The organism is Paenibacillus sp. BC26 (assembly GCF_900116125.1).
Lineage (GTDB): Bacteria > Bacillota > Bacilli > Paenibacillales > Paenibacillaceae > Paenibacillus_Z > Paenibacillus_Z lignilyticus.
In genome coordinates this window covers 212,096-226,735 of record NZ_FPAD01000005.1, presented here as the reverse complement: position 1 = coordinate 226,735, position 14,640 = coordinate 212,096, and the positions used below count along the sequence as shown (strand labels likewise).

The 14,640-nt window shown below is 52.6% G+C and carries 12 protein-coding genes; 2 read left to right on the top strand and 10 right to left on the bottom strand.

Going from position 1 to position 14,640, the window contains the following annotated elements; all coding sequences use genetic code 11:
* Positions 1 to 65 precede the first annotated feature (65 nt).
* Together BM412_RS27085 and BM412_RS27080 are read right to left on the bottom strand one after the other, a co-directional pair.
* The gene (locus BM412_RS27085; RefSeq protein ID WP_091224821.1) at positions 66 to 902 is read right to left on the bottom strand and encodes an MBL fold metallo-hydrolase; all 837 of its coding nucleotides are present in this window, start codon (positions 900 to 902) and stop codon (positions 66 to 68) included.
* A gap of 532 nt (positions 903 to 1,434) precedes the next feature.
* A complete protein-coding gene (locus tag BM412_RS27080; protein WP_091224820.1) occupies positions 1,435 to 2,466 on the bottom strand; it encodes a Delta(5) desaturase DesA in 1,032 nt (343 codons plus the stop codon).
* 117 nt (positions 2,467 to 2,583) lie between these two features.
* Between BM412_RS27080 and BM412_RS27075 the strand changes: the two genes are divergently transcribed.
* A complete protein-coding gene (locus tag BM412_RS27075) occupies positions 2,584 to 3,522 on the top strand; it encodes an NAD(P)/FAD-dependent oxidoreductase (protein WP_371264862.1) in 939 nt (312 codons plus the stop codon).
* 128 nt (positions 3,523 to 3,650) lie between these two features.
* Here BM412_RS27075 and BM412_RS27070 read toward each other — a convergent pair whose 3' ends face one another.
* Entirely contained in the window at positions 3,651 to 5,090 is a 1,440-nt protein-coding gene (locus tag BM412_RS27070; RefSeq protein WP_305728728.1) for a DEAD/DEAH box helicase, read from the bottom strand.
* A 124-nt stretch (positions 5,091 to 5,214) separates the two neighbouring features.
* Between BM412_RS27070 and BM412_RS27065 the strand changes: the two genes are divergently transcribed.
* On the top strand, positions 5,215 to 6,453 hold the full coding sequence (locus BM412_RS27065) for a helix-turn-helix domain-containing protein (RefSeq protein ID WP_177246112.1): 1,239 nt from the start codon (positions 5,215 to 5,217) through the stop codon (positions 6,451 to 6,453).
* Between the two features lie 672 nt (positions 6,454 to 7,125).
* On the opposite strand, the gene greA is transcribed toward BM412_RS27065, so the two are convergent.
* The 7 genes from greA to BM412_RS27030 all read right to left on the bottom strand — a co-directional run bounded on the left by greA (position 7,126) and on the right by BM412_RS27030 (position 14,608).
* Positions 7,126 to 7,605 carry a transcription elongation factor GreA gene (greA, locus tag BM412_RS27060; RefSeq protein ID WP_091224816.1) on the bottom strand — a complete coding sequence of 160 codons (480 nt, stop codon included), beginning with the start codon at positions 7,603 to 7,605 and terminating at the stop codon, positions 7,126 to 7,128.
* 147 nt (positions 7,606 to 7,752) lie between these two features.
* Positions 7,753 to 8,028 carry a hypothetical protein gene (locus BM412_RS27055; protein ID WP_091224815.1) on the bottom strand — a complete coding sequence of 92 codons (276 nt, stop codon included), beginning with the start codon at positions 8,026 to 8,028 and terminating at the stop codon, positions 7,753 to 7,755.
* A gap of 42 nt (positions 8,029 to 8,070) precedes the next feature.
* The gene (locus BM412_RS27050; protein WP_091224814.1) at positions 8,071 to 8,922 is read right to left on the bottom strand and encodes an AraC family transcriptional regulator; all 852 of its coding nucleotides are present in this window, start codon (positions 8,920 to 8,922) and stop codon (positions 8,071 to 8,073) included.
* A gap of 133 nt (positions 8,923 to 9,055) precedes the next feature.
* Positions 9,056 to 10,117 carry a dual-specificity RNA methyltransferase RlmN gene (gene rlmN / locus BM412_RS27045; RefSeq protein WP_091224813.1) on the bottom strand — a complete coding sequence of 354 codons (1,062 nt, stop codon included), beginning with the start codon at positions 10,115 to 10,117 and terminating at the stop codon, positions 9,056 to 9,058.
* A 109-nt stretch (positions 10,118 to 10,226) separates the two neighbouring features.
* Positions 10,227 to 11,870: a DUF4091 domain-containing protein gene (locus BM412_RS27040; RefSeq protein ID WP_091224812.1), complete on the bottom strand. Its 1,644-nt coding sequence runs from the start codon at positions 11,868 to 11,870 to the stop codon at positions 10,227 to 10,229.
* A gap of 18 nt (positions 11,871 to 11,888) precedes the next feature.
* Entirely contained in the window at positions 11,889 to 12,491 is a 603-nt protein-coding gene (locus BM412_RS27035; RefSeq protein WP_091224811.1) for a carbohydrate-binding family 9-like protein, read from the bottom strand.
* A gap of 182 nt (positions 12,492 to 12,673) precedes the next feature.
* Positions 12,674 to 14,608, bottom strand: a complete 1,935-nt coding sequence (locus BM412_RS27030; RefSeq protein ID WP_091224810.1) for a diguanylate cyclase domain-containing protein — start codon at positions 14,606 to 14,608, stop codon at positions 12,674 to 12,676.
* Positions 14,609 to 14,640: the final 32 nt, after the last annotated feature.

Below are 14,640 nucleotides of genomic sequence, written 5' to 3'. Positions count from 1 at the left end.
CGAGCCGCGCTTAAACATGTTGCAGAGAATGCAACATCTCACTTCCCTGAGCGGTCCAAAACCCACTACTCCACTCCCTTAATTTTCAGCTCCCGCTCAAACAACTGCTGATTCCCCAAGTGGAACTTGCGCAAATTGCGCGGGAACGGACATCCTTCAATCAGCGCGTCAATAGCTGCCTGATCCCCAGCTGCAACGGCTTTCCGCATCGCCGCAATATAGGCGAAATCCGCCTTTTGGCGGCGTTTCATCTCGTCGCGCTCCACGGTCGAATTGCCGTGACCCGGAATCAGCCGCGTAATCGAATGGGCAGTCAAGATCGTATCCAGCTTGCTAATACTCGCTTCATACAACGTGCTGCTGAAATAAATATACGGGAACTCGATATCCGACCAATAATCACCGGCAAACAGCAGGCCAAGCGGCTCCACCACGGTGTACATGCCGTCATCGTTGTGCCCCGGCGACAGATAGAACGTCAGCTTCGTGCCGTTCCCTAATTGCAACGCCTGCCCATCATATTCCGCACGGTGCTGTACAACGGGATAAGCGATCTCATAGTCGCGCTCCAGATAGTAGCTGTCCTCGAAGCCGCCAATTTGCTCGAGAATCGCTTCCTTCTCAGTCTCGTTCTTATCCGCCAACGCTGCAGACGCAATCACTTCCGCATCCAAGAAAGCCCCGTAACCAATAATGTGGTCGTAATCCGAGTGCGTGAACAACACATACTTCGGCCTGCCAGACGCAACCTCTTCAGCATATTGCCGAATTTCTTCGACCTCATGGGGCAGCCAGCACGGATCGACGATTATAATGGCATCCTCGGTCTCAATGACTGCCGACATGGTTTTATAAAGCGCGCTCTCGAACAGGGTCAGCGCTCCGTCTTTAAGCTTAATCATAACAACTGCAGCCTCCAATATGGTATCAAGTTCACGCTAAGTATCGTCTTTGCTTTTGGCTTCATTCTTAATTATCCATTCGTTCCGTTTACCCTGTCCACCTCAAATGCGAGCTGATCGTTCAAAAATTATGACCGCTTCTTTTTCCGATGATTTTGGTGCAGTGAGTTCCTTGTTACCTGAATCGATCCGCTAGACGGATGGGACGTGGACTACAGCGTTATCGGTCCTATCAAGTGGTCAATCTTGACCATTAGAACGAAAATAACGTACATTCACTGTTTTTATGGTCACCAATGACCATTAGAATGAATACTTCACGGTTTTCACTGTCTTTTCCCTCGATTATGGACACTAATGACCGTAAGAAAACTAAAATTGCAATTAATCAATGTCAACGGTCACTTACTAAAATTTCAAGCCGAGAGCTCGCATCTGAGACGCTCGACTTCTTTTTCAGGTGGGTTTGATGCTGAGAGTTCGAGCAAAAAACAATCGCCCCCCAAGCTAAGCTTGGAGAGCGATTCATCTCTTATAATTCGGCGGCGGCAGCCGTCGTCTTCGCAACGCGCATCAGCCGCTTCATATCCCGGAACCCGATTAACCGCTTGCTGGGCTCATGCCATAAACGGAAATTAAGCGAGCTCAGGCTTGAAAGAATCGTAATCGTTCGAACTTCCTGCATGCGCGGGTTCGTCTCATGAACCGCTTCCAAGTTGTAGTTTGGAATCCGCGGGCTCAAATGGTGAATATGATGGAAGCCGATGTTGCCTGTGATCCAGTGCAGAATCCGCGGCAATTTATAATAAGAGCTGCCATGCATCGCAGCCTTCACGAAGTCCCATTCGGCATCCGCCTCATAATACGACTCCTCGAATTGATGCTGCACATAAAACAGCCAAATCCCCGCAATACTTGACATAAAGAAGATGGTTCCCTGTATCAGCAGAAATGCCTGCCAGCCAACCGCCCAGCAAAGCAGGACAGCTACAGCTGCAATTCCGGCATTCGTAATGTACGTGTTCATCCGTTCTTTCGCGTTCGCGCGTTTCCGGTTGAAGCGATAGTCGATCAAGAAGATGTAAATCGGGCCAATCGTAAACATGATAAAGGGGTTGCGGTACAACCGATACACGAGTCGGCGCAGCGGTGAAGCGCTCAAATATTCGTCTACCGTCAGCGTCCAAATATCGCCTGTGCCCCGACGATCGAGGTTGCCGCATGTCGCATGATGGACCGTGTGGCTGTGCTTCCATTGCATATAAGGTACATAAGTCATGATACCGGTAATGGTGCCGACGATATCATTGGCTTTGCGATTTTTGAAAAATGACTTGTGACAGCAATCATGGAAAATAATAAAAGTCCGAACTAAAAATCCGCCTGCAATTATCGAAACACCGACTGCCAACCATGGTGAGACGGATAAGCAGAGATAAGCAGCGAGCCATAGCAGCACTACAGGTCCGATCGTGTTAATGATTTGCCAAATACTGTTCTTGAGCTTCGGTCGTTCAAATGCTGCGATTTCCTTACGCCAATGGCCTTGCTCAGCTTCTATCATTAGGTTGTTTAGTCCTCTCTCCACGCTGCTTTTCTCACTTATATTGTATCAATAACGGTAGTACGAAAGATAGGCACAAGTCGTTCCATTATTTCTGACGAACTTTAGGAGGTGCCCATGATGGTTTATGACTGCATCATTATCGGCGGCGGAATCGCCGGACTGCAGGCGGCTATTCAGCTCGGGCGGTATGCGATGCACGACGTGCTCGTCATCGATTCCGGTGATGGGCGCTCCAAAATCTGCCGCAGCTATCGAAATCTCCTGGGATATCCTGGCGGTGTATCCGGCGATACGCTACGACAGGCAGGTCTTGCACAGGCAGCCGATTACGGCATCGAGGTCATAACCGACACCATCCTCGAAGCGCGCGGCATCGCCTCCGACTTGTTTGAGCTGCGCGGCAGCAAGCCCGGGAGCGAGCCCTACCAATCGCGGACGCTGCTTATCGCGACGGGCGTCATGGACCGGCTGCCGGATTATCCGGAGCTGCGGCCATGTCTGGGGCTCACCGTATTCGTCTGCCCGGATTGTGACGGCTACGAGATACGGAATCGCAGCACCCTCGTGCTCGGTGCAGGCGATGTCGGCGCCAACATGGCGCTCACGCTGCGGACCTGGACGGACAAGCTGCTATATCTCGACCAAGCACCGGAATCTCAGTCCGTAAGCGCCCCTCTGCAAGAGAAGCTGGCAGCCGCTTCGATCGTTTATCAAAGAGCAGAGCATCTACGCGTCCACGCCGATTGCGATGGCAATCTGCAGGGCATTACCTTGCAGGATGGCACCCGCATCGAGGCGGATCGCGCCTTTCTCGCTTATGGCGGCAACGAGGTGCGATCTTCTCTCGCCCGTCAGCTTGGCGCCAAGCTGCACGAGAACAGCCACATCTGGACCGATCCGCGTAGCAAAATGACCAGTGTCTCCGGCATCTGGGCAGCAGGTGACGTTGCCATCCATTCCGAACAGGTATCCATCGCGATGGGCGAAGGGGCGCAGGCCGCTATCTGGATTCATAAGACACTGTTGAAGATGAAGCAGGCGCGGCAACAATAGCCGCAAGCGGCGGACGTGACCGGCCAGGCGATCCATGCGGATTAAGCTATCCACACGCCTACTCTAACCATGCCTTCAACGGTCACGCCACATATCCGGAATAGCGAAGCTCTCATTTTCGGCGAGCCTCACTTGTTCGCAATATGTACTTTGAGCAGCTTCCCTTTCACGGTCGTGTTCTTCATCGCCCGCAGGACAAGGGAGCCTTTACCATTTAAAATTTCCACGAAGGTTGCGCTATCCTCAATCGTAATAATGCCGATATCCGCTGACGTCATACCCTCCAACTTCGCGATCGTCCCGACGAAATCCACCGTCCGCAGCTTCTTCTTCTTCCCGCCGCCAAAATACAGCTTCGTGATATCCTGGCTCAGCAGCTCGCGTTTATCGAGGCGCGGCGCATCCATGGCGCTCAGCTTCACATCGAAGGCTTCCCGCGCTTCGGCAACCTGTGCTGCGCTTGGCGGCTCTGCCCGCGGCAGCTCAAAGCCGATGTAGCCTTGAATATCGTCGAGATATCTGCCCTCGCTTGGCGTAGCGAACGTGATCGCGATACCGCTCTGTCCCGCGCGTCCGGTTCGGCCTGTACGGTGCACGAAGTTTTCTTTATCCATCGGCAGGTCGTAGTTGATGACATGCGTAATATTCTCGATGTCGATCCCGCGGGCCGCCAGATCGGTGGCCACCAGATAGCGGAACTCCCGCCTCCGGAAGGCATGCATGACGCTGAAACGATCATTTTGCTCCATACCGCCGTGAATCTTGTCGCAAGGGTAGCCGCTTTGCCGCAGCATACGACTTACTTGGTCAACTGCCTCCTGCGTACGGCAGAAAATCATGCAGCTGTCCGGATTTTGAATCGTGGTGACTGCCTTCAGCAGCTCCGGCTTTCGCTCATCCTTCACGATATAGAGCGTATGAGCAATCCGATCCGTCGTAATGCCTGCGGTTTCGATCTCGATATCCATAGGGTTCTTCATATGGCGATGGCACAGCTGCTCCACGTCCGGCGGCAGCGTTGCCGAGAACAACAGGGTTACGCGGTCCTTCGGCAGCTCCTTGATAATGGATTCCACTTGCTCGATAAATCCGCGGTTCAGCATCTCATCCGCTTCATCGATGACCAGATAACGCAGCCGATCCACATCCAGCGTCCCGCGTTTAATATGATCCAGCACGCGTCCAGGCGTACCCGCGACGATATGGACCTTCTGCTGCAGCTCCAGCTTCTGCTGGGCGAAAGGCTGCTTGCCGTAGATGGCAACCGCTTTGATGCGTTTGAATCTGCCGATATTGATCAGGTCCTCTTTGACCTGACCCGCCAGCTCCCGCGTTGGCGTCAGCACGAGCGCCTGCGGCCTGTTCTCCTCCCATTCCACGAGCTCGCAGATGGGAATGCCGAAGGCTGCCGTCTTGCCGCTTCCGGTCTGGGATCGCACGGTGAGGTCGCGCTGCGCGAGCACCTCCGGGATGACTTTGCTCTGAACCGGTGTCGGCTCCGTATAACCAAGATGATCTAGTGCACGAGCGATTTCTTCGCTTAATGGGTACGTATGAAAAAGGTTCACTTGCATATTTGCTCCTTCGCCGAATCATTGGGATGCTATTAGTATAGCCTAATTTTACCTTGCTGCCGTTGTTTTGCTACAATAGTCTTACCGTGAAATTGTGACAACCAGGGGGTTCATCCCAGTGCATGAAGGGAAAATCATTAAATTTTACCGCGAAAGAGCAGAATTGACGCAAGATCAATTGGGACTTGGCATCTGCTCGGACACCCATATCAGCAAAATCGAACGGGGCATTACCGATTACTCGCAAGAAGTGCTGGACTTGCTGTGCTTGCGGCTTGGCATTAGCATGGATCGCGAGCTGGCGAAGTTCAGCAGCATTAAGAAAAGGCTGTACGATTGGCACGATGCCATCGTGAAGCAACTATCCGCGGACATGGAATCGATTAAGGCGGAACTCGAGCAGGAAGCGCTTCTGCAGATCTCCGAGTATGAAACGTTTTATTTGCTGCTTCAAGCCAAGTATCTGCTGCTGAGGAATGAGGCGGAGATGGCGCTGCGCATCATCAATCGCGTCCGCAAAACGGCGGAGCGGCTGCCCGACTTCGAAAGCAACCTTCTGAAGCATGTAGAAGGCATTTATCATTTATCCAAACAAAATCATGTAGAAGCCATCGCGTCACTCAAAACGATTAACAATAAGGAATATAATAATCCGGAGTATTTTCACCATTTGGCTATGGCTTATCATACGATGAAGTCTGAGGTCATGGCCTACTTTTACGCGGAGAAGGCACGGAATTTCTTCAAGGAGATCAACTGTTTCCTTCGCGTCATCGACGCGGAGATGCTGATGCTCATTCAAGTGCAGGATGATCCGCAGCATGATTTTAAAGAAGTGATCGCGCGGTTCGAGAATTTGATTCAGAGCTGCGATATGTGTGGCGCGCCTGACCGAAAAGCCAAAGTCATCCATAATTTGGCCTATGAGTATTTGCGGCGGAAGGATTATCAGAAGGCGAGCAACTTCTATAAGCAATCCATGGAGCTTAAGAATCCCCGAACGCTGCCTTATTTGCTGTCATTAGAAGGTTATCTTCGGAGCTGTTTCATGGGCAATCTGCTGCAGGCGGAAGAGTTAGATCGGCTGGCCCAGACCGGCCTGACAGGCGCTAAGGCATTGAAGGACCAAGTCTTCATGCTGCTCTTTACGATGCTGCTCCTCTTGATCAATGGCAAAGAGGCGGAGTACTACCAGTATATGAACGACGAGGCGCTGCCGGTCTACCGCAAATTCGGCTACATGTACCTCATCAGGCGGTCAGAGCAGCAATTGTTTCATTACTACGCGAGAACAGGGAATACGGAAGCAGCGCTTCGAATGGGGCATTATCTCATTCAAGATCAAGACATCCTCTAACGGCTTCGTAAACAAATGACCCGCAGCAGGAACACTTCGTTTTAAAGTGTCCCTGCGCGGGTCATCGTTTGAAGAATGGGACTATTTTCTAGTGCGTTTTTTGGAGGATGTTTTTGTGCGTTTGCCGCGTTTTACGCTCGAAACCATGACATCTTTCTCGGAATACGTGTAGCAGTGTTGATATACTGGGCAGCAATGATGCTGTTTTACCACTTCTACGGCGTGAACGACGTTTACAAGCTGCGGATGGTAGACATTCTCGTATTGTGTAACCGGAGGATCATAGATAGTTTGTGTAGGGCAGTCTGGACAGAATTGGTCATTTGCACCTGCCACCATGTTAGGTCCCATATTCGGCCCCATATTAGGTCCCATGTTTGGGCCCATGTTTGCACCAGCAACTTGGCCCATGTGTGGATAATTACGTTTCAAGGTATTATCTCCTTCCTTGTTTTGGAATACATCACATTGTATTCACAGACGAGCAAGGCGGCCTGTACGCTTGCCATGGAAGGCGATGGCCTTCCGGGTTTGCGCGGGTTTCCGTTCGGGAGAGATGCCGGGGATCCTCGTGAAGACACGAAAAAAGCCGCTCAGCATCGCAGCAATGTCATGAAGTTAAGTAACTTAAGACATTGCTGCATCGCCCGCGGCTTTACGCAACAGACCCTATTAGAGCGCTCTGACCTCAAGCAACTCATACGCGATAACACCCATCGGCGCATTTACATTAATGCGGCTGCCCACTGTTTTGCCCAGCAGTTCTTTGCCAAGCGGACTTTCGTAGGAGATTTTGTTCGCTTGTACATCCGCTTCCGCCGGAGCTACAATTTGATATTCAATCCGTTCGTCGAACTCCACATCGTTTAAGATGACGCTCGAACCGATTTGCACCGAACCCGCGTTGCTCGGATCGGACTCGACGATACGTGCTGTATTGAGCATTTTCTCTAGAATGATGACGCGTGTTTCCAAGAAAGATTGATCATTCTTCGCAGAATGATACTCGCTGTTCTCTTTCAAATCCCCATAACTAATGGCAAGCTTAATCCGTTCGGCCAGCTCTTTGCGTTTCACGTATTTGAGGTCATCAAGCTCCTCCTGCAATTTAGCAAAGCCCTCTTTGGTTAAAATCATTTCTTCGTTAGACATCGTTACAGCTCCCGTTCCATGGAATTCCTCTATTCTACCCGATTTGGGACCGAATGTCGCCTCGATGCCCACCCCAATAATTGTTGACAAAAAAAAGGTTCCCTATAAGAGGGAAACCTTTGCAAATATTGTTAAGTTTTTTTCATTTTAAAGATCGATCGCCACATGCGGTTTGCTGTAATGACTCACGCCTCCGCCGCCTACCAATACCTTGCCTCCTCTAGGGAAAACAAGCAATTTGGAAGCGCCGGTACCCAGCAGCACCGTTACCTTCGCGTCATTGCGGGTTGCCGTATACATGACGTACCCGCTCCCGGTTAGAGAGGTTCGCCAATGGTTGCCAAATTCGGAGCGGACCACTCGGTTGGAATACACCTGGTTCTCGCGTTTGACCACCTTGGCTTGACCTTTGGCTTCGGCCATCACTCACATCCATCCTTCATCGCGTAGTAATCCTACGCTATCCTATTCGGATGAAGGCGTGTCGATTGGACATAAAGGCACATAGATACCGAGCTCTGAATCTGCGCGGCCTTCTTGGAAACGAGCGTCATAGTATTCGAAATCGAAGCCGCTATCGCCCAAGCTGCGCAGCAGCTCACCTGAAGCCGGGAGCCATTCGCCATAGATATAGCGGAATGTCTCCCCGAGCAGCTCGGTTGAACCCACATGCGTGAAGACCGCATATCTTCCGCCCGGGATTGTATATACCTGAGCATCGCTTGGCATCGCGGACGCCGGGTCTGCCACCTCGGTGCCTGCCAAATAATCGAACTGTCTCGCCCGGTCTCCGCTTGCTTGCGGATTATAAATCTCGAGCCCGAAGCTAATCCGTTCATTTACCTTGCCGGGAATACTTGCCCAGATGCGGCTAAGCGACTTCCAGGCCTGTGCAATGTTGCGATCCTTCGTCGTATCCGTCATGCATAACACGCCCGCGACATGAATCGTCTCGCGGTTAACCAACACCGGCTCTCTCATCGTACACGCTCTCCTTCGCAGGGATTGCGGAGGCTCCCCGAACCGTTTCATGAACGAGCGGATGAAGGATTCATGACTGCCATAGCCAATATCGAAGCCGATCTCCGTGCCGGATTGCGCCGACCCCCGCAGCCTTCTGGCTGCATAGGCTAAACGTCGCTCCCGAATATAATGGGACAACGTCTCGCCCGTGCAAGCATAGAACAGCCTGTGAAAATGAAAAGGCGAATACCCCGCCAGCTTCGCAAGCTCCTCCAATCGAAGCTCTTCCTGCAGATGCTGTTCCACATAGCCGGCAGCCCGCCATATTCCGGCATACCGTTCTTCCTCCTCCATTCGGATCACCTCCTTACCGTCAATGTTAGGTCATCGCTGCTCGGTGCACCTGATATTTCTTGCGATGATCGATAAAAAAAGGCGCATCGCCGAGTGTAACACGGGATACGCCTGCTTTGCTTCATCTGGTTGTTTATACGGTAGCTTTGATTTGCTTGCTGCGCAGTTGGCCGCAAGCGGCGTCGATATCCGTTCCGTGTTCCAGACGGACGCTGACGCTAACGGACTGCTTCTTCAATGTATCGTAGAAGATGCGGATCGATTCTTGCTCGCTGCGCTGATATTGGCTATGCTCGTCAACCGGATTATACGGAATCAGGTTCACGTTCACAAGCTGACGGCGGTCGCCGACAAGCTCTGCCAGCTGCAAGGCATGCTCCTTCTGATCATTAACATCCTTGAGCAAAATATATTCCAGCGTTACACGGCGCTTATTCTTGCTCAGGTAGTAATCGATCGCCTTCATCAGCGGCTCAATCGGAATCGCGCGATTGATCTTCATAATGCGCGTACGCAGCTCATTGTTCGGCGCATGCAGGGAAACAGCCAGGTTAACGCCAAGGTTGCGATCGGTGAACGCTACGATTTTGTCGGCCAGACCGCTTGTGGATACGGTAATATGTCTCGCCCCGATGGCAAGACCCTTATGGTCCTTGACGGTTTCGATGAAGTCGACCATATTCTCGAAGTTATCGAACGGCTCTCCGATGCCCATCACGACGATGTGGCTGACCAGATCGCCTTGCTGCGCGGCATCCAGATGCAATTGTACCTTCATGATTTGACCGACGATTTCGCCCGATGTCAGATCGCGGCTCTTGGCAAGCAAGCCGCTCGCACAGAAGCTGCAGCCAATATTGCAGCCGACCTGCGTGGTAACGCAGACGGACAGCCCGAATTTATGCCGCATGAGCACCGTTTCGATCAGATTCCCGTCCTGCAGCTTGAGCAGGAATTTAATCGTGCCGTCCGCCGATTCTTGTTTCGTATGTTCGCCGAGCGTCTGAATCTCGAAGTGCTCTGCCAATAAAGCCAGGCAAGCCCCGTTGACGTCCGTCATCGCCTCAAATGCCGTAACCCGCTTCCGGTACAGCCAATCCCAGACTTGCCGCGCGCGCGACGGTTTATGTCCATGCTCCCCAAGCCAGCCCGTCAGCTGGTCGAAAGTGAAGCCATATATGGATGGTTTATGCATATCCGTTATCCTCTTTTCAACACCTTGAATTTCGTCCCATGAACTCTCTGACTAGTATTGTCCCAAAATTCCGGGGCGAAAACAAGGGCGGATCACGGAGACGGCTATCCTAGCCTATGATTTCGGCAATTCGCTTGTTCACCGTTTCCCGTAGATTGAGCAGCCATTCGCTCTCTGCAGGGTAGCTGCTGAAGGTAATGTTACCAATAAGTGCTTGCAGCTCATCCTTGCCGCCCAACTCTTCCAGCAGGGCAAAAGCTCTCATATCTTGCAGCGCCTCATAGAACACTTCCATGCGGATCGATTCGATCGGACCCTCTTCTCCCGGGTAAACAAGGAAGGCATCCCCCGATGGGAACGCATGGCCGGCATCTGTCGTGATGTAAGGATTAATCGGCTTGATGGAATACTGGCTGTACCAGAAATTAAAGCCCCAATGCAGGAAACCGGTTATGCCGAACTTGTGCATTTGCACGCCGATGATCCGGTTCCGCGCCGAAGGGAACGTGAAGAATCGGTTCGATACGTCTTTATATTGGCCGCAGCAATAATACGTCCACAAATCCGGGACGCCGGCTTCAAGGAACGGCTCGATATGATTGGTTGCCGGTATTGGCCGCGGAACCAGTCCCGATTCATAGAACTCATAATCGGACAAAGCATCGATAACGGGATACCCTTGCAGCATCGGTCTGAGCCAATCGCTCGCTTGGCGATAATCCTCAAGCGCGCTCATGCTCGGCTCGTCGGAAATGTGGAAGTACACCTGCTTCTGCAGGCCGCGACCCTCTACCCACTTCAGCAGCTCCGGAATAAGCTGGCCCAGGAAGCTGCGATATTCCTCGCCGGAGGCTTCCGTTTCCCAGCCGAAGATCCGCTTGTACTCGCCGTTCTCATGGGCCATGATCTTAGGTGCATGCTTCGCGCCCCACTGCGTGTACAGATGGGAGAACTCGAAGTAACGAACGCCAGCTTCCAGACACATATCCGCCCAACGGTCCAGCTTCTCGAAACCGAACTTGTACTGATTGCCCGTTTTCTCGACATCCACCAGCTGTACGGTAGGGCGCTCTCCGCCGACAGCCGTATCGAGCGGCGGCGTGAACAGCGGCGTCAGCAGCAAATTGATGCCATGCCTCACGGCTGTTCCGATGAAAGCTTCCAGCAAGCGCCAGTGCTCTTCGCTGAACACCGGTACGTTGTACTGCGTCGCGATACAATCGGTATGGAACCACTCGGTGTGGATCAGCTTCTGCTCGGGCAGCTCGCGCGGAATAACGGTGAGCGAGAAGCTCTCTTGAGCGAGCGTTTCCCCTTCTGCCGTTTCAAACGCGATCGCGATGTCGAATGTGCCGCCTTGTTCGGCGCGATCTACATGTACAGTCACCCACACGGAGCTCCATACATTCGGGAGTGCCGTAATCCCCTGTGCTATCGGATAGAGCGGATCCGGGAATAGTCCCGGCGTCGCTTGAAAGATCCGCTCATCATGATCGGCATACATGGGCATTTCAGACGGAACAAGTCCGACCGAGCGGACGGTAATTGTACTGTTTTGCAGCTGGGATGTGACGGATAGGTTGATGTTCTTGCGCATCTGCGCACTGCGGTAAGCGATCTGAAAGGCATACACTTCACCCCGAAGAGCGCTGCCTTTCGGATAGACCGGCTCTTGGAGCTCGCCGTCTTGGGCGAAAACTTTGACAAGAGAGCTGACGCATCGTGTTTCCAACTGATTATGGGTTAGGTTCATCTTAACTTCCTCCTTGGATTAAATGAGTACAAGCGTGCCAAATCGCTGCGGCTTATGAAAATTAACCAATCCGGTCGGCTGCCAGGCTTGATACTCCCGGATGCCGTCCCGTCGTTCGTCGATCCGATAGAAATTCACCCGCCAGCGAATTCCGGCTTCAAGCGGCTGCTTGAACGTATTCGCGGGGATTCGGATGTCGTACCTCCATTGCCCAGATTGAACCTCGCTCACTGCCGTATGCAGTCCTTCGATGTCCCAGTCCTTATCGATCCCAACCGAACCGCTGCCGTCATTGGTAATCCGCGCATCGAATACGACGTTGCGGGGACTGACCTCCAGCTCTATGTAATGGGTGCCTCTGCCATCCTCATCGATAAATACTTCTACCACGTCCTGGTTATACAGCGGCTCATCGCGCTCGCTGTAGCCGGAAACGATATGCCCATCCTCGCAGAGGAACTGAATCAACAGCGCGTCTGCCGTCCACCCGCAGCGGACCTTCGTCCATTCTGTCGGCGCGTCCCCGCTTACCGTATCGCGTAATAGCATCCATTCGCTATCGATGCCGTTCGTCTCGCTGATTTGCTTGCATTCGTAGACTTGCCGCTCATTTGTGTCCATGTTACGGCCCACCTCTGCTCCCCTAGAATCTTCCACGCTCCTCTCCTCATCATAGCTAATCCCAGTGCCGATTGCTTTAGCATAAAGGGGTAAAATTTAGACGATTCCGAGATCGCGGATAGGCTGGCGGATAGGTCCGGTATAAAATAAAAACTCCCTGAGGGAGTTTTCGATTGCTGCTGCTATATCGTCCGTTTAGCTGAGCCGGCTTCGGGATGCTGCTTGTTGCTGCTTGCGGCGGATGCGGTGTAGAAACAGAACGTGCCTCTGCCTTTTGTTTTGGCCTCGTACATCGCTTGATCCGCGTATTGGAGCAGTTTAGTCCCGTCCATGGTGTCATCCGGATAGATCGCGATTCCGATACTCGCTGAAATTTGAATTCGTTTGCCGTCTACAATATCCAGCTGACGAATTGCGCGAATGAGATCAAGGGCCAGCTCTTCCGGCCGGATGTCGCCCACCGCTTCGTCCACCAGCACGACAAACTCATCGCCTGCCCAGCGGGCGCAGGTGCCGTAGCCGCCCATCCCATCCTTCAAAAGGATCGCTACCTCCTGCAGCAGTCGGTCGCCCATCTCATGACCGAGCGTATCGTTGACGCGCTTGAAGCCATCCAGATCCATGAAGAAGACGGCAAAAGAAGTCTCTGCCTCCGCCGCTCTTCGCATCGCGATCCGCAGCCGCTCATTGATGTATCTGCGATTCGGCAGGCCGGTCAGATCGTCGTAATGCGCTTTGCGTTCTTCGTCCGTGCGGTCGCCGAACGTGAAGAGATGGCCATGCAGCAGTCCGCCATCCTTGCTGATGATCGGGCTGACATAACATTCGTAATGCCGCATTTCGCCGCCTTCCTTATGGAAAGCCACCCGCTCCCGGAACGGCTGCAGCCGCTGCTCAAAATATTGCTTGATCTGATCGCCAAGGCTGCCGTAATCAGCCCGCATCTCTTTGCAATAAATCGCCAGCGACTGTCCGACGGAGAGCTCCCGTCCGAACATCGTTTTGAATCTGCGATTGACGAAGACGACACGCCCGTCGCTGTCGCACATCGCAATCGATTCGTGGCTGGATTCCAGCATCCGTTCGATGATTTTGTTCTGCTCGGCGATTTTCTGCTCCCCCTCGCGGCTCTTCGCGAAGAGGGTTTTGTAGCGGCTCTCGCTGTCCGTTACTTGGGTGTAGAGCTCTGTCATTTTGTAATACATTTTCGTAAACTCGTAGATCATCCCCGCCAATACGATGTTCGCGCAGATGAAGGTATCCAGCTTGGAGACGTACCAGCCTATACTGAATCGATTTCCGCCGCTCATGTTGATGCCGACATCCAGCACGGTTGCAAGCAGCGCGACGCACAGCCAGGAAGAGGTAACGGTGCTGCCTTTGGTCATGAAGTAGTAGAGAGCCAGCGCAAGCAAGCTAATCAACAGCGTAGGCAGGCCGAAGCCATACATGGCGAGCGGCGTGATGCGGCCATGATCCATGAGAATGGGAAGCTTGTCGTGCAAGGCAAGCGACACATACCCGATCACGGCTACCGCTGCAAGTACAGCTGTCCCCGTTATTATAGTCATCAACCGCGCGGTTTGATTGCTAAGGCGCACCTGCTTGTACTTGACCTCGGCAGCCATATGAAGCAGAATCGCGATGGGAAAACCCAGATGCCAGAGGGCATAAATATATTCGGCTGACTGATTGCCGCCGATCAAGAACATAGGCTCGGGGCCATGCTCCATTCCCGGCTGCGGACCGGGACCGATAGGGCCGGGGCCGAAACCATTAGGCGGCAGGATACCCGGAAAAGAAAACAAATAAAGAATCGTCATGCAAGCCGAGTAGAAGTAGCCTCCCGCCAAGATGAGAATGGACGGGAAACGGCTGACTTTAAACTGGCTGTACAGGACAAATACCGTAATGAGTTCGAAGCAGATCACGGATGAGCATAATGCGGATAAGAACGCGTTATTATTGGGTAACGTTATATGCGCAAACGGTAGGGAAGCAAGCGAGGCAAGCGCTATTATCGCACCAATGATGAAAGCAAATCTGCGCTGTGAAGGGTTGGATTCTAACGTAAATAACGTATAAGCCAGCGTGCCTGACGATGCTGTTCTCTTCATGTCGACCTCCACAATAAATCTGTGGTGACATC